The organism is Bradyrhizobium niftali, assembly GCF_004571025.1.
Taxonomy (GTDB): domain Bacteria; phylum Pseudomonadota; class Alphaproteobacteria; order Rhizobiales; family Xanthobacteraceae; genus Bradyrhizobium; species Bradyrhizobium niftali.
This window is the reverse complement of record NZ_SPQT01000040.1, coordinates 44,576-62,896: the sequence shown is the minus strand read 5'-3', so window position 1 is coordinate 62,896 and position 18,321 is coordinate 44,576. Positions and strand designations below refer to the sequence as shown.

Annotated in this window: 13 protein-coding genes, 1 tRNA gene and 1 pseudogene; 9 read left to right on the top strand and 6 right to left on the bottom strand. The window is 63.8% G+C overall.

Features of this window, described 5'->3' with window-relative positions:
* Together E4K65_RS41820 and E4K65_RS41815 are read left to right on the top strand one after the other, a co-directional pair.
* Positions 1–2,113 (top strand): NAD-glutamate dehydrogenase domain-containing protein (locus E4K65_RS41820; protein WP_167771583.1); only part of this gene is annotated, 2,113 nt, incomplete at its 5' end.
* 14 nt (positions 2,114–2,127) lie between these two features.
* Entirely contained in the window at positions 2,128–2,448 is a 321-nt protein-coding gene (locus tag E4K65_RS41815; protein ID WP_135179066.1) for a hypothetical protein, read from the top strand.
* A 175-nt stretch (positions 2,449–2,623) separates the two neighbouring features.
* On the opposite strand, the gene E4K65_RS41810 is transcribed toward E4K65_RS41815, so the two are convergent.
* On the bottom strand, positions 2,624–3,526 hold the full coding sequence (locus tag E4K65_RS41810) for a hypothetical protein (RefSeq protein WP_135179065.1): 903 nt from the start codon (positions 3,524–3,526) through the stop codon (positions 2,624–2,626).
* A 251-nt stretch (positions 3,527–3,777) separates the two neighbouring features.
* Between E4K65_RS41810 and E4K65_RS41805 the strand changes: the two genes are divergently transcribed.
* The 4 genes and pseudogenes from E4K65_RS41805 (at position 3,778) to E4K65_RS41790 (ending at position 9,277) form a co-directional block, all read left to right on the top strand.
* Positions 3,778–5,661 (top strand): caspase family protein, encoded by a 1,884-nt coding sequence (locus E4K65_RS41805; protein ID WP_135179064.1) that lies wholly within the window; start codon positions 3,778–3,780, stop codon positions 5,659–5,661.
* A 264-nt stretch (positions 5,662–5,925) separates the two neighbouring features.
* A pseudogene (locus E4K65_RS41800) lies at positions 5,926–6,137 on the top strand (transposase); the annotation flags it as partial.
* 275 nt (positions 6,138–6,412) lie between these two features.
* Positions 6,413–8,119 carry an ethylbenzene dehydrogenase-related protein gene (locus tag E4K65_RS41795; protein WP_235885960.1) on the top strand — a complete coding sequence of 569 codons (1,707 nt, stop codon included), beginning with the start codon at positions 6,413–6,415 and terminating at the stop codon, positions 8,117–8,119.
* A gap of 147 nt (positions 8,120–8,266) precedes the next feature.
* Complete coding sequence (locus tag E4K65_RS41790) at positions 8,267–9,277, top strand: 2Fe-2S iron-sulfur cluster-binding protein (RefSeq protein WP_135179062.1); 1,011 nt, start codon at positions 8,267–8,269, stop codon at positions 9,275–9,277.
* Positions 9,278–9,324: 47 nt separating this feature from the next.
* Here the strand turns inward: E4K65_RS41790 and E4K65_RS41785 are convergent, their stop codons facing one another.
* A complete protein-coding gene (locus tag E4K65_RS41785) occupies positions 9,325–10,128 on the bottom strand; it encodes a substrate-binding domain-containing protein (RefSeq protein WP_135179061.1) in 804 nt (267 codons plus the stop codon).
* A 375-nt stretch (positions 10,129–10,503) separates the two neighbouring features.
* Between E4K65_RS41785 and E4K65_RS41780 the strand changes: the two genes are divergently transcribed.
* Positions 10,504–12,990 (top strand): bifunctional diguanylate cyclase/phosphodiesterase, encoded by a 2,487-nt coding sequence (locus tag E4K65_RS41780; protein ID WP_235885959.1) that lies wholly within the window; start codon positions 10,504–10,506, stop codon positions 12,988–12,990.
* Between the two features lie 224 nt (positions 12,991–13,214).
* Here E4K65_RS41780 and E4K65_RS41775 read toward each other — a convergent pair whose 3' ends face one another.
* From E4K65_RS41775 to E4K65_RS41760, 4 genes are all read right to left on the bottom strand, one after another.
* Positions 13,215–13,793, bottom strand: a complete 579-nt coding sequence (locus tag E4K65_RS41775) for a dihydrofolate reductase family protein (protein WP_135179060.1) — start codon at positions 13,791–13,793, stop codon at positions 13,215–13,217.
* A 92-nt stretch (positions 13,794–13,885) separates the two neighbouring features.
* Positions 13,886–14,887, bottom strand: coding sequence for an RNA polymerase subunit sigma-70 (locus E4K65_RS41770; protein WP_135179059.1), 1,002 nt, complete (start codon positions 14,885–14,887; stop codon positions 13,886–13,888).
* A gap of 578 nt (positions 14,888–15,465) precedes the next feature.
* Positions 15,466–15,542: transfer RNA gene (locus E4K65_RS41765), tRNA-Arg, on the bottom strand.
* A 303-nt stretch (positions 15,543–15,845) separates the two neighbouring features.
* Positions 15,846–17,345: a sensor histidine kinase gene (locus E4K65_RS41760; protein WP_209312139.1), complete on the bottom strand. Its 1,500-nt coding sequence runs from the start codon at positions 17,343–17,345 to the stop codon at positions 15,846–15,848.
* Positions 17,346–17,723: 378 nt separating this feature from the next.
* Here E4K65_RS41760 and rpmH point away from each other — a divergent pair, with 378 nt between their 5' ends.
* Together rpmH and rnpA are read left to right on the top strand one after the other, a co-directional pair.
* Positions 17,724–17,858 (top strand): 50S ribosomal protein L34, encoded by a 135-nt coding sequence (rpmH, locus tag E4K65_RS41755; protein ID WP_008542748.1) that lies wholly within the window; start codon positions 17,724–17,726, stop codon positions 17,856–17,858.
* A gap of 27 nt (positions 17,859–17,885) precedes the next feature.
* Positions 17,886–18,308, top strand: a complete 423-nt coding sequence (gene rnpA, locus E4K65_RS41750) for a ribonuclease P protein component (protein ID WP_135179057.1) — start codon at positions 17,886–17,888, stop codon at positions 18,306–18,308.
* Positions 18,309–18,321 lie beyond the last annotated feature (13 nt).

Sequence of the window (18,321 nt, the reverse complement as noted above, 5' to 3'; positions counted from 1 at the left end):
CGACGGCGACGACCCCTACCTCGTCGTCGCCGCCGACAAGGGCACTGCCACGTTCTCCGACGTCGCCAACGCGATTTCGGCCGAGAAGCACCATTGGCTCGGCGATGCCTTCGCCTCCGGCGGCAGTCAGGGCTACGACCACAAGAAGATGGGGATCACGGCGCGCGGCGCCTGGGAGGCGGTCAAGCGCCATTTCCGCGAGCTCGGCACCGACATTCAAACCATGCCTTTCACCGTGGTCGGCGTCGGCGACATGTCCGGCGACGTCTTCGGCAACGGCATGCTGCTCTCGCCGGCGACGAAGCTCGTCGCGGCATTCGATCACCGCGACATCTTCATCGATCCCTCCCCCGATCCGGCGAGCAGCTTCGCCGAACGCAAGCGCCTGTTCGACCTGCCGCGATCGAGCTGGCAGGACTACAACAAGACGCTGATCTCGCGGGGCGGCGGCGTGTTCTCGCGCTCGCTCAAGGCTATACCGCTCGCACCGGAAGTGCGCGCCCTGCTCGATCTCGACAAGGAGCAGGCCACGCCGTTCGAGGTGATGACGGCGATCCTGAAGGCGCGCGCGGACTTGCTGTGGTTCGGCGGCATCGGCACCTACATCCGGGCGTCGGCGGAGAGCGACGACCAGGCCGGCGACCGCGCCAATGATCCGATCCGCATCACCGGGACCGAGGTTCGCGCCAGGGTGATCGGCGAAGGCGCCAATCTTGGCGCCACCCAGCGCGGCCGCATCGAGGCGGCGCAGGCGGGCGTCAAGCTCAACACCGACGCGATCGACAATTCGGCCGGCGTGAATACGTCCGACGTCGAGGTCAACATCAAGATCGCATTGGCGCGGCCCGAGCGCGAGGGACGTCTCAGCCCGGCTGACCGCAACACCCTGCTCGCGGCGATGACCGACGAAGTCGGCACGCTGGTGCTGCGCAACAACTACCTCCAGACGCTGGCGCTGTCGCTTGCCGAACGCAAGGGCGTGGCCGAGACCGGCTTCCTCACCCGCCTGATGCAGTCGCTCGAGCAGCGTCACCTGCTCAGCCGCGCCGTGGAATTCCTGCCCGACGATGCAGCGATCGTCGAGCGCACGAGGCGCGGCCAGGCCCTGACACGGCCGGAGCTTGCCGTATTGCTCGCCTACGCCAAGCTGACACTCTACGAAGACCTGCTCCTCACCGGCGTGCCGGATGATCCTTATCTCGCCCGCAGACTGTCCCTGTATTTTCCGCGCGAGATTCTCGACAAATTCCCGACCGCGGTCGAGCTCCATCGCCTCCGACGCGAGATCATCGCGACCAGTCTCGTCAATGCCGTGATCAATCGCGGGGGCCCGGCCTGCATCGTGCGCCTGACCGACGAGACCGACGCCGATATCTCGACCATCGTCATGGCGCAGGTGGCGGTGGACGCGATCTACGAGCTCAGGCGACTCAATGACGCGATCGACGCGCTCGACACACGTATCGACGGGCAGTTGCAGCTCAGCCTCTACGCGGCGATCCAGGATCTCCTGCTCTCCCGCATGGTCTGGTATGTGCGCAATGTCGATTTCAAGGATGGGCTGAGCGCGATCAACGCCCGGTTTGGCCCTGCCGTCCGCGAGATCGCAGCCTGCCTCGACGACGCCCTGCCACCGGACTTGCAAGCCGCGCGCGGCAAGCGCCGGCAGGAGCTGACCGATGCCGGCGTCCCGCCCGGCCTCGCCGGCGAATTGGCGGACCTCGACGCCCTGGTCTCGGCGCCTGATATCGTGACGGTCGCCGAGCGCACCAGCCGCAGCATCCGCGATGCCACTGCGACGTTCTTTGCCGCGGAAGCGAATTTCCGTCTCGACCGCATCATGGCCGCCGCGCGCAGCGTGGCCGCCAGCGATCATTTCGAACGCCTGGCCATCGACCGCGCCGTCGAACTGATCGCGGCAGCCGAAAGACGCCTGACCGCAGCTATGCTGGCAACCGGCCAATCCGGTCAGCAGGCCGCGGAGACCTGGCTTGCAGCTCACCCCGAGGCGACGCGCATCCGCCGTGCGGTCGAAGAGATCGCCGCCGGTGGCCTGACGCTGGCCAAGCTCATGGTGGCCGCGAACTTGCTGGGGGACCTGGTCAAAGCCTAGAGGGAGGAATCCAAATGATTCACGCCACTTGCCATACCGCCGACAATGTCCGCTGTATCGAGTTCGATGCCACACCGTGGTTCAACGAGGCTGATGCTCCGAGCATCATCGAGTTGGCCCAACGAGGATGGACCAGCACGGCGATTGCAGATTCCCTCGAGCACCGACGTGGATACGAAGGCTTGCACGACCTCGTTGAGTATGCGGCGACGCGACTGCAATCGGAATCCCTGGAGGACCCGACCTGGGAAACCTTCGCATGTGTCGTCGATGGACCCGAGGCCGTCGCCTGGCTCGAGGAAAACCGGCCCAACGTTGTGGCAAGGATCCCGTAAGCCAAGGCAAGTGCAGCAAAGGCCACAATTGATTGGCGGCATCGCAAACGAAGCGGAAATGGCGCGCCACGGCCGATGAAGATGGCACTATTGTTTCGCTGTGCCACTGTGCGCAGTCTGACGCTCTATCCGGCCGAGCCACGGGCGCGTGCACCGGCGCTGTCACGCGGCGCCGTTACAGTTTTCCATAGACTCGCCCGGCGACCGCCTTCAGACGCTCGACCGAACCGGACTCCGGATGCGGCTTGACCGGCGCGAACAGGATCGAAGCCTGCCTGCCGTTCTTCCAGACATAGATGTTGACGGCGTTGCCGTTGCCCTTGGTGCAGGAATGCTCGCCGAATGCTTCACTGCCGAGCTCGGGTATCGCCACGTGTTGGCACGGGCCCGTGCGCTTCATCATGCTGATGACGGTGTCGCGCGAGATAGCGATCACCGCGACGGTCATGGTGTTGGCCTCGCGATCGAACATCATGCAGCTGCCCGCGCCGGTCCGCTGGACCGTCAGCGTGCCCTTGTCGAGAAAGCCGTCGGCATCCGCGGCCGTGAGCCACTCGCAATTGCCGAACCGCTCGCTGCTCTTGCTCACCTTCCCGATGGCAACGCGCGCGGCTTCGGTGATCGGTCCGAGCAGCGCATCGTCGGCACGCCGGCCGATCGGATAGACGCTGATCTGCAGAATGTAGTCGCCGGACAAGGCGACGACCGAGGCCTCCTGGCGCTGCGCGCCGGCGGCGCTCGTTCCGCCCTGGCCTTCCTCGCCGATCCCGGACACTGCGTTCAGCGGCATGCGCTCGCCGAGCATCTTGACGAAGGTCGCATACAATTCCCTGGCGCGGTCCTTGTCGGCATTGCGGAACACGGTCAGCATCATCGTGTCGCCGCGGCCGGCCTGGTAGATGCAGCCGCGGCCGTCCTGATTTGAAATCAGCGACCATTTGAGCGCCGGCATCGCGCCGGCGAGCTCCTGGGCGCTGATGAACGGGCAGGTTTCGGCCGCGCGCGCGGGAAGGACCGGGACGGCTGCGATTGCAAGAAACAGGACGAGGCAGGAGAACAGACGATAGATAGGACGCATGGGACAACTTACTACCGAAATGGCGCGCCGCGCTCGATGAAGATGGGCACTATTCGTTCGCCGTGCCCCTATCTTGGTGGACCATGAGCGGAAATGGGCAGTCGGCCGGTGGGGTGAGATCATGCTGTTAAGCAGGAGCCTAGGGGTCCACTCATTTACTCCATTTCTATGAGAGTGATGCAAGTCACAGAATGGCAGTTGCGTTTGTCCATTCTGCGAATACTCTGGTCACATAGTGATTTGGGGTTGTGATGGGCGTACTTCGCATCTTTTCCATAATCATTTTCTTTGCTTGGCTCGGGTGTGAACCGGCGCTCGCCCAAAAGCGCGTCGCCCTCGTTATCGGCAACTCCGCCTATAAGACCGTTCCGCGGCTCGGCAACCCGATCAACGATGCAGGTCTGATCGGCAAGATGTTCCAGGCTGCCGGTTTCGATGTGGTGGACGTCAAGCTCGATCTTAATACTGCGGAGATGCGCAGGGCGCTGCGCGAGTTCGGCACGAAAACGCGCGATGCCGAGATCGCCGTGGTTTACTATGCCGGCCATGGCATCGAGGTCGACGGCAGCAACTACCTGATTCCCACAGACGCGGTTCTCGAGACTGATACCGATGTATATGACGAAGCCTTTCCTCTGGATCGGGTGTTGGTAACGATCGAACCTGCCAAGCAGCTTCGTCTCGTCATTCTGGATGCTTGTCGCGATAATCCCTTCGCCAAAACGATGAAGCGCACGCTGTCCTCGCGCGCGATTGGACGGGGGCTGGCAAAGGTTGAGCCAAACAGCGCGAACACGATGATCGCCTTTGCGGCCAAGGCTGGATCGACAGCGTCGGACGGCGACTCGAAGAACAGCCCGTTTGCTACGGCCCTCGCCGATCATCTAACGAAGCCCGGCCTTGATCTGCGCAAGGCGTTTGGGTTTGTCCGTGACGATGTGTTGAAGAACACGAGCTTCAAGCAGGAGCCTTATGTCTATGGCTCGCTCGGTGGCAATGACGTTACGCTTGTGCCGGCCAAGCCGGTCGCAGCTGGCTCGCAGGCGAGTCCGCTGGAAACAGTCCGCAAGGATTACGAACTCTCATTGCAGCTCGGTACAAGGGATGGCTGGACTGCTTTTCTCGCGCAATATCCGGAGGGGTTTTACGCCAATTTGGCCAAAGGCCAACTGAACAAGATCGCTGCCGAGGAGGCACGCGCGGCGGCTGCAGAAAAGGCTCGGCAGGCCGACGAGGAGAAAGCCAGGTTGGTCGCAGAGCGTGCGAAGAAGGCCGATCAGGACAGGGCAGCTGCCGCAGCCAAGTCTGCCGAGGAGCACCGTCTTGCGGCGGAAAAGGCCAAGCAGATCGAGGAAGCAAAGGCAGAGGCGGCCGAGCAACGAAGGAAGGAAGCGGAGGCCGCCGTCGTCAAGGCGCTAGCCGAAAAGCAAGCGGCCGAGAAGGCGCTCGCTGACAGACTTGCGAGTGAAAAGGCTGCGGCGGAGCAGGCCGCAAAGCAGGCTGCCGATAAGAAGTCGGCTGATGAAGCCGCTCAGAAGATTGCCGCCGTCCAGCCGACGGTCTCGCAACCCAGTCTGTCGCCGCAAGAAATGGCGAAGCTCGCTCAGCTGGAGCTGCGCCGCGTCGGATGTTTGACGACTGCCGCGGATGGCGACTGGAATGCATCGTCACGCCGTTCGCTGAGTCTGTTCAATAAGTATGCCGGTACCGAGTTCGACGTGCAGGCCGTATCCATCGACACCATCGATGCGATCAAGGCTCGTGCGCCGAGGGTATGCCCGCTTGTCTGTGACCATGGTTACCGGGCAGAGGGAGACGCTTGCACGAAGATCACCTGCAAGAGCGGCCTCGAGCTGCAGGATGACGGAAACTGTGCGCGTCCCAGGAAGAACATATCTTCGAGAGCTCCGGACGAATCATCAGCGGGTGGTTCGAAGCCGCAGAGGTCTCTGCCGCCGACCGAATTTTCTCCCAATCGCCGATTGCCGGGTGAGCCGCCCGATGGATCAATTCCGACCGGCCAGCGAATGACCGTCCAAAGCAGCGCCTGCCCGCGGGGACAAGTCCTCGAACTGATCGGAGGATCACAGGCTCACGGGATCCGTCGTCAAAAGCGATGTATCGCGGCGAACTAGCGTTGCTGCAGGCTCATCACCCGAGCTGCATCGAGGATTCTTCTCCAAAGCGACACGAAAATGTCGATCGGCGGAAGCGCAAGCCATTCGGAAACTGGCGCGCCGTTCAGAACGAAACCGCGAACTCATATGTAGTTGAAATTGTTATATAAATTCAAGATCCTGGAAGGATCGACTCACTGAAGGCTAGCTACGCCCCCGACGGCGTATGCCCCAAGGGCGGCTCGTTGGCCGACCGCTTTGACTGGGACAATGATCGTTGCCGGCCGCCTTAGCTTCTTCGGCGACCACGCCCATCTCGCCAAATCCCATTGATTCGCAGCCTTTCTGGCGCCACTGCGCAAGCGGAGTGGGTCGTCTACGCAAAGCGGCCGTTCGGCGGGCTCGAGGCCATGCTCGTCTATCTGTCGCGCTACACCCACCGCGTTGCCATCGCCAGCAGCCGCCTGATCGCCTTCGACCAGCAGGGTGTCACCAAGGGGGAGCAAAACGGCCCACCGGAAATCCCACGGAAACCTCGTGACGCTCGCGCCTTCTCGAATGTCCAGGGACGGCCGACCGGGGACGAATTGTCGCGAAACGAGCAATCTCGCCAGACTTGATAACTTGCTTATGATATCGCGGAGGTAGCCTGTTCGCAGCTGTCCGCTTTTCCGGGAGAAGCGAAAAGCGGACGCTATGGCTCTGCCGGTTTACCATGGGTAAGCTTTATGCAATGAAAAATGACACCGCTCGAACGAACGCCGACGCCTTGACCGAGAGAAGCCTCGCTCAAACAAAGCCTCACGAAGGCCCGCCACGCACGGATGTCGGGACGATAACGCTCCATTGGGCGACCGCGCTCGCGTTCGTCGTAAGCCTCGTTACCGGCCTACGCATCGCAGCAGACGCGCTGCGCGCCCCCTTCTCGAAATGGCTCGCTCCGGTCCTGCCGCAGGGCGAGATCTTTTCCTGGCATTTCCTCGCCGGACTCGCGGTCTTCTTCTGCGGGTCGGCCTACGTCGCCTACCTCGCGCGCAGCGGCCTCGTCGAGCGCAACAGCCCCAAGAAGACGCGGATCCTCGCGATGCGCGCTCCGGCTCGCCTCAAGTGGGGGGCCGTCAACGTCATCCTGCACTGGTTCGTCTATGCGCTCGTGATCTTCCTCACGGCGACGGGCGTCATGATGTATCTCGGCTATGGTGGCTGGTGGGCTTATCTCCACTCGACCGCCGCCTATGTTGCGCTCGTCTATATCTTCGCGCATGTCGCCGCGCATTATCTCTATGGCGGCTGGCTGCAGATTTTCCGCGTGTTTCGGCCGGCCCCGCTCGCGATCGCGAAGGCCGTGCGGCCGAGGCCTCTTCTCGTCGCCGCTGCAATCGGGGTGGCAGTCGCGTGCGGCGTCGCCGGGGTCGACTGGGCGACGCGCGATACGCTCGTCGTCGCGCGGGTGAGCGACGCGCCCAAGCTGGACGGCGCCATGGGCGATCCCGCCTGGTCGCGCGCGCGCCCCGTCTTCATCCGCACGCAGCAGGGTGCCAATCTCGGCGGATCGGGCGAATCGCTCGTGGAGGTGCGCGCCCTGCACGACGGGCAGAAGATCTATTTCGCCTTCCGCTGGGAAGATCCCACGCGCTCCCTGCGCCGCATTCCGATCATCAAGAAAGAGGATGGCTGGCACGTCCTCGACGAGCGTGCGGGCCTGCAGGACGCCGTCGACTTCTACGAGGATAAACTTTCGGTCATTTTCTCGGATAACCCATCGCTCGGCGGCGCAGGCGCGACCGATCTCGGCACCAACCCGCTGCCCGGCAAACCGATGCCGATCAACGGCCGGGGCTTCCACTTCACGACGGATGGCAGCTACATAGACATGTGGCAGTGGAAGGCGTCGCGCGGGGGCATGCTCGGGCGTGTCGATAGCCAGTATATCGGCCCGCCCTACGCTCCGACCCTGGACGAGCAAAATTACGATGCCCGCTACCAGGGCGGCTATTGGAACAAGCCTGGTCGCTCTCTTTATTCGTATAATTTCAAGTTCATCCGCAGGAACGACAAGGGGCCCGTCACGGTTCTGCGGCTTCCCAAGGACTGGAAGGCGCAGGTCGCAGCCCTCAGCAAATTCGATCTTAATCCCGACAGCAGCGACGACGAGAACGGCCGCTGGTACATGTTCGACTGGGAGAGCGAACCCTACACTCCAGAGGCCGACGCGAGGATTCCCGTTGGCACGACCCTGCCCGGCGTGATTATTGCCGGCGACACCGAAGGAGAGCGGGCCAATGTCACGGGGGTTTCAAAATGGAGCAACGGACATTGGACGCTCGAGCTGACGCGCAACATGAAAAGCGATGGCAGATATGACAAAGCCTTCGTGCCAGCCCGCGATCTCTACATGTGGGTCGCTGTCTTCGACCATGCACAGACGCGGCATGCGACCCATAACCGCCCGGTGCGTGTCGTCACGCAGGACTAGGCGTCTCATGGGGGGCGAGGTGCTCGACCGGAGGCCACTACGGCGCAGCTGCGCTGAAGCATGGCTTCGCCCTCATCCGCGCATCGCATTCCGGCGCGGCGAGCAGCGGCCTGCTCGCAGGAATTCGCGGCGCCCAGAGGCCTCGCGATGAAGACGCATTGTCGGCTCGTCCTCAACGGCAAGCCCGTCGAAGCCCGCGCCGGCGAAGGCCTGATCGACGCGGCGCTCGGCGGCTCGATCCTCATTCCACACGACTGCAGATCGGGACAATGTCAGAGCTGCCGGGTGACGGTCGTTTCGGGCTCGGTCGATGACGGCGGCTCGGGTCATGGCCGCACTGTGCTCGCCTGCCAGGCCGCGGTCGCAGGCGATGCCGAGATCGAATTCGAAGAATTGCCGCTACCGATGAAGCGGGCGGGCGCCGTTACCGAGATCAACGAGCTCTCGCCGGAGATCGCCGAAGTCGTGCTGACGACCTCGGCGCCGCTCGAGTTTCGGCCGGGCCAATATGTGCGCGTCAAGTTTTCCGGCTATCCTGCGCGCGAGTTCAGCCCGACCTTCAGACTCGATGGTTCCTTCAAGCAAGTCGAACTCGTCTTCCACATCCGGCGCCTGCATGACGGCACCGTGTCGGGGCAGTTCGGCAAGGCCATCAGGCCCGGCCATGCGGCGCATGTGCAAGGCCCCTTCGGACAAGCCTATCTACGACAGGGCCAGGGGCCGCTGGTGCTGGTCGCCGGCGGAGCAGGCTGGGCCCCGATCTGGGCGCTGGCCCGCTCGGCGCGCTCGACCCAGCGCAACCGCGAGATGGTGATCCTCGCCGGCAGCCGGGATGCCGATAACCTCTATATGCTTCCCTCGCTGCAGTGGCTGATCGACGACGGTGTCCGCGACGTCATCGCGACGACGGAGATCGGATCTACCCTGCCGATCAGGCCCGGGCGCCCATCGCACTACCTGCCCCTGCTCGGGCTGGAGGACACGGTCTACGTCGCCGGCCCCGCTGGTCTCGTCGATATCGTGCAGAACAAGGCGCGCTCGGCCAATGCACAATGCTACGCCGATCCTTTCCTGCCGAGCTCTCAAACCTCATCGCTGATGGACAAGGTCACCCGTCTATGGCGAAGCCGGGAGCAGCCTCATCGCCCCGGCCTGTGAGCCGATGCCGAGCTCGGCAGCGCCGGCGGCCAGCGAGCCCCGGCGGCTCACGGCTTGACGGGCAGACTACCGAGGCTGGTGATGACGTCGGCCGCCTTCTGCGTATCGGCAAAACGTAGAAAGGCCAAGGCGTCCGGATCCTGCAACGTGCTTAAATAGATCAGCGCCAGCACCACGCTCGAGGGATAATCCGGATCGGTCGGGTAGTGGCCGTCCACGCGAAGCACGGTGAGCCCTTGTTCCAATGGCCGCGAGAAGGGACCGAAGCCGATCGCGCCTTGAACATCGCGAACCGTCTCGATCGCTTCCTGTGTGGTCGTCGCCGTCTTCGATTTCTCGGTGATCTCGAGATCATGCCAGCCGGGCATGCTGGCCCGGAGCACGGTGAGAGTGCTGTCCTGGTCCTCGCGCCGCACGACGCGGATGCGCATATCGGCGCCGCCCAGCTCCTTCCAATTCGCGAGTCGGCCCGAATAGATCGCAACGAGCTGATCGCTCGTGACGGCACTCACTCCACAGCCGGGATGGACGATGAAAGCCGAGGGCAGGCGGGCGATCGCCTTGTAGACGATGCCGGAAGCCGCTTCGGCGTCGGTCAGGCGGCGTGCGATGCGCCCTAAGATCGCCTTGCCGGACCCCACGGCCGCGATGCCTCCGCCAGAACCGATGCTCGGCGGGACCTCGATCCGTGCCGATCCTTCCTGCTGCATGAAGCTCGCGGCGACGACGCGCAGGACATCGATGCCGTCTCCGGTCCCGACGATGTCGAGCCTGCGTGTTTCGGCGCTAGCGGCATTCACCCCCGCAAGCCAGAGGCCCAAAATTACCGCCGCTATCCTCGAAAATGCCATGGCAAACCCCTTCGAACGACGAGGTGCCAATCTGGCAAAGAAACCTAAACCATCTGTTGTCGCAACGCCGTGCCTTTTGGAGTCATCTGTGGCGGACAGAAAGTGAAAAGCACAAAATCTGATGGTTCTGAGAAACCATTTGCTAATTAACCGGCCACAAATAGACGATCAAATTGACGATTTTGGGTATTTCGCTCGCCTAAGGTTGGCGCCTGGAAGGGGCCTCAATGAGCGACATTGACCGGCCCCCGTAAGCTCAAGGTGCTGGCGGTGGTGGCGACTGACCCGGATATGACAGAGGCATCGAGGGCGCCGCCCCGCTGGCGTCGTTGGGCCGTTGCGTCCGGGATTCCGAGTTTCCCCTCGTCTATCGCCATGCGCCTCGTTGCCGTCGTGCTCGCGACCGGCGTCCTCGGGCTCGGCGTCATCGGTGGCTTGACGGTGCTACGCCTGCAGCAGCAACTGAGGCATCAGGCTGCGGCACTGGGTGAACTCTCGGAAGACCAGCTCGCTCATCGCCTCGACGGCGAGGCGCAGTTGGCGCGAGCGCGAATCGAGGTCCTGGGCGCAGAAACCGCATCTGGCCTGCGTCAGATCGCTCAGCGCGCCGATGTCGCAAAGGCGGTCGCCTCGAACAACGATGTGACTATCCGCGAGCTGCTCAGCGTCGTTGCTTCGACCTCCGGCTTCGAAAGGCTGATCGCCTTCGACGGAACCGGTCGCGTGATCGGCGCCAACACGCCCCTCGACCTCCTCGCGCTGAACCGGGCGTTCGAGGGTACCGCTCTCTCTGTCAGTCTCAGCGCGATCCTCAAGGACAATAGCCGCTCGCACCCGCGGGGTGAGGAAGGCACCTATGAGCTCAAATTGCGTGAATTGTCAGCGCTCGGCCTGCCGCAGCGCCACACCATAGCGCACACCGCGATCGAGCCCGTGTTCGACGACTTCGGCGACCTCATCGGCGCGCTTGCCGCCGTCCGACCGCTCGGCCGCACGGAACGGACTCTCGAGAACTTCACTTCGCTAGCCAATGCCGGCGTGGTCATCATCACGGGTGACAACGAGATCGTGTCTTCCGCGGGGCCCGAAGGGGTGAGATTCAGCGGCGCCGGGACGCGTTCGGCCGGGCTGCAGCGCTCGGATGACGGCAACTACGTCGCGCGCTGTGTCGATTACGAGGCGACGCTCAAGGTGTGTACGTTCGCGAGCGCATCGCTGGTGACGACGACACGCGATCAGATGTTCCAGATCGGCGCCTCCCATACGCGTTCGCTGATGTGGCAGTTCCTGGCATCCGCGGCGCTGGCGCTCGGTGCCTTGGTCGTCGCGCTATTGGCCGCCGTGAGGCACCTCACGAAAGGACTTTCAGCGCTCGCCAAGACCGCCCAGGAAATCGCGGGTGGCGATCTTGACGTTCAATTCCGCGCAACGGGCATCGGCGAGGTCCGCGGCCTCGGCCTCGCATTCGAGCGAATGCTGACGCATTTGCGGGCCAGCACTCGAAGAATTCGTCAGCTCGCTTTCTACGACACGGTGAGCCGCATTCCCAATCGGGAGAAGATGCGCATCGATGCGCCGGCGCTCATCGGCGCGGAAGAGGGCGGAGCGCTGTTCTTCCTCGACCTGGATGGCTTCAAATCCATCAACGACACTTTCGGGCACAAGGCTGGCGACGAGCTGCTCAGGATGGTGGCCGAGCGCTTGAGCAATTTGCTGACGTCCAAGGGCGCTGCCGGCAAATATCTGCTCGCCCGGGTCGGGGGCGACGAGTTCGTCGCCATCATCGCCGGGGTGAAGACGATCGAGGCCGCGAGCCTCAGTGCCCGCGAGATGATCGAGACGCTGCAGGTTTCCTTCAAGCTCCAGAGCAACCATGCGACCATCGGCGTCAGCATCGGCATTGCGATCTGGCCCACCCACGGCACAACCTATGACGATCTCCTGATCCGTGCCGACCTTGCGATGTACGTCGCGAAGAGCTCGGGACGCAATACCTACGCGTTCTTCACTCCGGATCTCGCAGAGATCGCCCGTGCCCGCCATGCGCTCGAAACCGACCTCGCCCTGGCGATCCGCAATGAAGAGCTCGTCGTCCATTACCAGCCCAAGGTGTCCTGCATGGATGGCCGCATCCTAGGGGTGGAGGCGCTGGCGCGCTGGCATCACCCGAAGGAGGGCGACATTCCTCCTCAGCGCTTCATCAAGATCGCGGAAGAGATCGGCCTCATCATGGAGATCGACCGCTTCGTGCTCAGGCGCGCGCTCGCCGAAATCGGGGGCTTGATCCGGGCCGGCTCGAACCTCGTGCTCGCCGTAAATGTCGCGGCGTCGGAAATCGAAGACCCGCTGTTCATCAGGGATATCATCACGACCGTTCGCGAGGCCGACTTCCCGCCTCCCAAGCTCGAGATCGAGATCACAGAGTCGGTCGCGATGCGCAATCCTGACGTCGTGCGCGAGAGAATAAGCCTGCTCAGGCAATTGGGCATACGCTTCGCAATGGACGATTTCGGGGCCGGCTATTCGAATCTTTCGACGATGGCGAGGCTCCCCTTCGACGCCGTGAAGCTCGATCGCACGCTCGTGGCGGGTGTCGCGGAAGACCGCGAAAAGCAGACGATCCTTCGCCTGGCGCTCGGACTTGCGGACGAATTGGGGTTCGAAACGGTCGTAGAAGGCGTTGAAACGGCAGAAGACCTTCGGTTCGCGGCCGAAAACGGCGCGACCATGGCGCAAGGTTATCTTTTTTCTCCGCCGCTACCGCTCGAAGAGTTCGCCGTCCTGCTCCAGCCGCGCCGTTTGGCGGCGGTCGAAGTGGTGCCCAGGCGCGACGGAGCGGAGCGGCAAGCTGCGATCCGCTGAGGCGTCGGCGTCGACATCAACCTTAGATGCCGATCGGGGATCAAATCGGCACCGATTCGTACGGGAGCTCTGCGATAGAGCGCGGTTTTGTACTGAATGGTGGGAAAATGGCGCGCCACGGCTGATGAAGAGGGGCACTATTGCTTCGCCGTGGCGCTATGATGCAGCAGCCCGCTACGCGGTCCAATTGGCAAGTCTGCGACGGGCTGCGATTTCCCACGACATCAAGCGTCGCGAACCCGCTCGTAGACGAGATAGGACAAGCTATCGCCCAGTGCCTCGACCTTGACGCGCACCATCCCCTTCATGTCGGCGGCCTCACCGAACAGGCGCCGGCCTCCGCCCAGCACGACCGGGAAGACCTTCAGGCGCAATTCGTCGGCCAAGTCCTGCGCCCAAAGGGCGTGCACCAACTCGACGCTGCCGATCACCACGATGTCGCCGTTGACCTCGCGTTTCAGCCGCTTGATCTCGCCGGCCAACTCGCCCCGCAGCATCGTCGAGTTGCCCCATTTCGGCGTCCCTAGCGTCGAGGACAGGATGTATTTTGGCATGGAGTTCAGTCGATCCGCCCACGGGCCCGTGCGGCCCAGCCAACGCCTGGCGAACCATTCGTCGCTGAGGCGGCCGAGCAGGAGGGCCTTGGCGCTGATGGCCTCCTCCGCCCCGAGTCGGGCCCAGGCCTGCCGGTCATTGTCGCCGACCTTGGCGAACCAGCCGCCGAAGCGGAAGCCCTCCTCCCCCGTCGGGTCCTGTACGACGCCGTCGAGCGAGGCGTTTTCGCTGATGACAATTTTTCCCACGTCCGTTCTCCTTTGGCTATCGGTCGGCGAAATCGTCCGCCAGCCGTGAAGACACCGGGGTCTCGGGATACTGGGCGCTCCGCGTTGAAGGTTTAGAGAGCCGGAAGCGATGTCGGCAGGCCGAACCACGGCAACACGAAGCTTTCGAACCGCGTCATGCCACGAATTCGACCGCCCGCCATGGTCAGGACATAGAACCCCACGCCGGGCCGCCCCGCCGGGGTGCGCAGATAGACGCCGAAGGCCGGCTGACCGTTGGCGCGCGACGGCACGAGATCGAAGCGCCGCCCAGCCCCGAAGATGCTGGCGCTCAGGCGCAGCACGATGTCCCGGCCATGGTATTCGAACGGCATGGGCGGCATGGCCATGAACACGTCGTCTGTGAGCAGGCTGACCAAAGCATCGACGTCCGCCCTTTCCCATGCTTCGACAAACCGGGTGACGATCGCAGTCTCGGCCGGGGATTGGGCGGCCGGAGGAGGTTCGTGGCCACCGGCCGCCTGCCGCTGTTGAAGGGTGGCACGCGCGCGCTTGAGCGCGCTGTTGACCGCGTCGAGGCTGGCGTCCAACATGCCTGCAACCTCCTCAGCGCTGAACCCAACGACGTCGCGCAGGATGAGCACGGCCAGTTGGCGCGGCGGCAGGCGTTGCAGGCCCGTCACGAAGGCTAGGGCGATGGTGTCGGTCCGCTCGACCCGCGCGTCCGGCGCCGGCGGCCAAGAAACTACACCTCCCATGAGTGCGTCCGGAAACGGATCGAGCCAGACCTCTTCCTCCAGCCGGGTCGGCTCGAGGAATTCGACCCCGGGGATGTCCCAGGCCTTCGTCGGGCGCCGGCTGGCGGCGCGCCGCGCGTTGAGGCAGCGGTTGGTGGCGATCTTGTAGAGCCAGTTGCCTAGTGAGGCGCGTTCTTCGAAGCCGCCCAACCCGCGCCAAGCGGCCAGCAAGGTGTCCTGCAGGATCTCCTCGGCGTCGTGATAGGAGCCCAGCATGCGATAACAGTGCAATTGAAGCGCGCGGCGATAGGGATCGGTCAGCTCTCGGAAGGCGCCGTGGTCCCCGGCCCGGGCTTTCGAGATCAGGTCGGCAGTCATGATGTCTTCCGCTTTGCTATTTGGCGTCCGCCTGACGGCGTTTCGAGATCGTAAAGACACCGCGGGCGCCGCGAACTGGGCAGCCAACTGGAAAAATTCTTTCGGGGGCGGGCGCGTCCGGATTGCCCCGGTGCTGTGTCCAAACCGGCGGCCCGGATGGTCCGGCACCGCCAAAGGACACACAAGCGATATCGAAGGCCAGCGCCGCTTCGACCGCGAGAGAAGCGCTCGCGACAGCCTGGCGGCCTAGCCGGCCGGCGAGCCCTATCGCTATTTTGGGTCCGGCAGGCCTTCGATTGCGATGATTCGAAACTTTGCGCCGCTCTGTCCGCTCAACAATGACAAAGGCGGGACGGCTTTCCTGTTGGGCGATGGACCGGCTGAGGCCCAACGGCGGAGCGCTCAAAGCGCCGCCAGCAAAGCTAGGGCGCCCGCATGCAACAAGCTGGTGCGCCCCCTAGAAAGCGGGAAGATTCGATGCGTCCCATCGGGCATTCCGATGACGGGTGCACTCAATTCGACTTGACGAGTTTAATCGAAGAATCGGCCGATTTTGGCGGCTATAGCGTATACCGAAATGGCGCGCCCGGAACGATTCGAACGTCCGACCCTCAGATTCGTAGTCTGATGCTCTATCCAGCTGAGCTACGGGCGCGTTTTTCGCGAACAGTGCGGGCTGGGCCCGCAGGCAGCCTCCGGACAGCGCCGGAGGGGTGCGAAAGAGCGCTCTGACTAACCGCTCTTGCCCTGATTGGCAAGGTCCGGGATGGGGAGATTTTGCAGAGCGATGACGGTTTTTCCGTCATTCCGGGAGGACCCGAAGGGTCAGGCCCGGAATCCATAACCCTAGCTGGTGGTTATGGATTCCGGGCTCGCGCTACGCGCGCCCCGGAATGACGGAGAGATGGGTGGTAAAGCCCTTGGAAACAAACGCCGCTCATTCGGCCCGCTGGCCGACTTACGCCCGCGCCCGCTCGTTGCGGATGGAGAGCAGTTCCACGGGGCGGTCGGGGATGACGATCCGGAAGGTGGCGCCGATGGTGCCTTCGACCAGGTGGATGTCGCCGCCATGAGCGCGGACAAGCTCGGCGGCGATGGCGAGGCCGAGCCCGCTGCCGCCGGGGCGCCCCGAGGTCTGGAACGCCTCGAACAGATGGTCCCTCGTCTTCTGGGGGACGCCGGGGCCGGTGTCGGAGACCTCCAGGATGGCGACGGCGCCCTCGCGCTTGCCGGTGATCCGGATCTGCTGCGCGCCGCCGTCGCCGGAGGAATGGCTTTCCAGCGCCTGGGCGGCGTTGCGGACGAGGTTGAGCAGCACGCGGAACAGCTGGTCGGGGTCGGCATCGATCGCGAGCCCGCGCTCGATCGCGGCGACCCAGGCAATCGAGGCATCGCTGGCAAGGCCCGCGGTCTCGCGCACCTCCAGCACGACAGGCTCGATCAGGATCATGCGGCGGTCGGGTGAGGCCTCCTGGGCGCGGCCGTAGGACAGCGTCGACTGGCAGAAGGCGATGGCGCGCTCGAGCGAGCGCACGAGCTTGGGCGCAAAGCGCTGCACCCGCGGATCCGGCACGCTGGCGAGCTGGTCCGACAGAAGCTGCGCCGACGCGAGCAAATTGCGCAGATCGTGGTTGATCTTGGAGACGGCGAGGCCGAGCGCGGCAAGCCGGCTCTTCTGATGCAGCATCGACATCAAATCGCGCTGCATGTCGGACAATTCGCGTTCGGCCACCCCGATCTCGTCGCTGCGCTGGCTCGGCACGATGATCCGCGCCGAGCTCTCGGGGTTTTCGTGGAAGCCGACCAGGCTCGCGGTCAGCCGCCGCATCGGCCGCACGAAGAGATAGTGGAGCGCGAGATAGACGAGGCCCGCGGTCAGCACCCCGATGATCAGCGCGACCACGACGACATTGCGGGAGAATCGGTACATCGACTGCCGCAGCGGCAATTCGTCGGTCACGATCTCGACGAACTGGGCATTGCCGACGCCGGGGCCGACGATGCGGATGGCCTGGTTGCCGGTCTCCAGCATCATCTGGATCGAGCCCGTGATCGCCTCCCACACGGTCATGTCGCGGAGGTCAACGTCGTGCTCGATCGCGGTCGGCAGATTGTCGCTGGCGAGCAGCCGGCGCTGCTGGCCCATCTTGATGGCGACGGCGCGGGCATTGATGCTTTTCAGGATCTCGCGCGACAGCGAATCGGGAACCATGCCGAGCGGCGCGGCGTCGAGCACCAGCGCCGCCGTGTTGGCGGCGGCCACGCGGTCGTTCAGCCGGTTGACCCAGAAGTTGGCGATGGCAGGCACATAGAGCAGGATGGCCGCGATCATCACCAGGGGGACGGTGAGCAGCAGCAGCTTGCCCGACAGCCCAAGCCCGGCAGGCCCACGCGGCCGGATCGCCGGCGGGTCCCCCTGATCCGTATCCTGGATCGGCTGGAGGTCTGTCGCTGCCACGAAATTCGTCCTCACTGATTTGGCCGGACTGCTTAGCCGGTGAACGATCTGGCGGAGGAAGGATGCGGCCCGCCCCCGGTCCGGTCAAATTACGGATCGCTAATCTCCCAATGTGGGATGTAAGCGCTGATACGGCGAGTCGCTACCTCACCGATTAAAAACCCCGCACAAACAGCGATATTCACCGCAATCCTGCGCTCTTGTGGCGTTGACGAAAAGGGGGCGCTCGCATATAAGCCGCGCGAATTGTCCGCGATGACCCGGTGTAACGCCGGGAGCGGCTCTCTTGGGGCCGAAAAAGGGCCCGTTTTGGGCCGCATCTTCCGGACTTTACCATCAATTCTACAGGCAAATTGCCCGGTCAGCGGAGAAAAACCCGTGAAGCGGACTTATCAACCCAGCAAACTGGTGCGCAAGCGCCGTCACGGTTTCCGTGCCCGTCTCGCCACTGCCGGCGGCCGCAAGGTTCTCGCCGCCCGCCGCGCCCGCGGCCGCAAGCGTCTGAGCGCCTGAGCCAGACCCCCTTTTTGGGATTTCATCATGGATCGGCTGAGGCAGCGGGCGGATTTCCTCGCCGTTGCCAATGGCGCGCGGGTGAATAGTCCCGCGTTCGTCCTGCAAAGCCGCTCTCGCGACGACGGCGGCCCGATCCGAGTAGGCTTCACCGTCACCAAAAAGAACGGCAACGCCCCCGAGCGCAATCGCATCCGGCGCCGGCTTCGCGAACTGGTGAAGCGGCTCGATCCGGTGTCAATGCAGCCCCATCATGACTATGTACTGGTCGGCCGAAGGGACGCGCTCTCGCGCCCCTTCGCCGCCATGCTCGACGATCTGCGCATAGCGTTCTCGAAGCCCGCGCGGCATACGGCCAAGGGATCTCACACGGGATCTCACAAGGGACAGTCAAAGGGACGCGGCCATAGGCCCGGCACCGCTCCTGCTGCCAGCCGCAAACCGGATTGATGACGAGACATTA

Coding starts and splice junctions, on each gene's coding strand:
- E4K65_RS41815 (WP_135179066.1), top strand. CDS start 2,128: ATGATTCACGCCACTTGCCATACCGCCGACAATGTCCGCTGTATCGAG.
- E4K65_RS41810 (WP_135179065.1), bottom strand. CDS start 3,526: ATGCGTCCTATCTATCGTCTGTTCTCCTGCCTCGTCCTGTTTCTTGCA.
- E4K65_RS41805 (WP_135179064.1), top strand. CDS start 3,778: ATGGGCGTACTTCGCATCTTTTCCATAATCATTTTCTTTGCTTGGCTC.
- E4K65_RS41790 (WP_135179062.1), top strand. CDS start 8,267: ATGAAGACGCATTGTCGGCTCGTCCTCAACGGCAAGCCCGTCGAAGCC.
- E4K65_RS41785 (WP_135179061.1), bottom strand. CDS start 10,128: ATGGCATTTTCGAGGATAGCGGCGGTAATTTTGGGCCTCTGGCTTGCG.
- E4K65_RS41780 (WP_235885959.1), top strand. CDS start 10,504: ATGCGCCTCGTTGCCGTCGTGCTCGCGACCGGCGTCCTCGGGCTCGGC.
- E4K65_RS41770 (WP_135179059.1), bottom strand. CDS start 14,887: ATGACTGCCGACCTGATCTCGAAAGCCCGGGCCGGGGACCACGGCGCC.
- rnpA (WP_135179057.1), top strand. CDS start 17,886: ATGGATCGGCTGAGGCAGCGGGCGGATTTCCTCGCCGTTGCCAATGGC.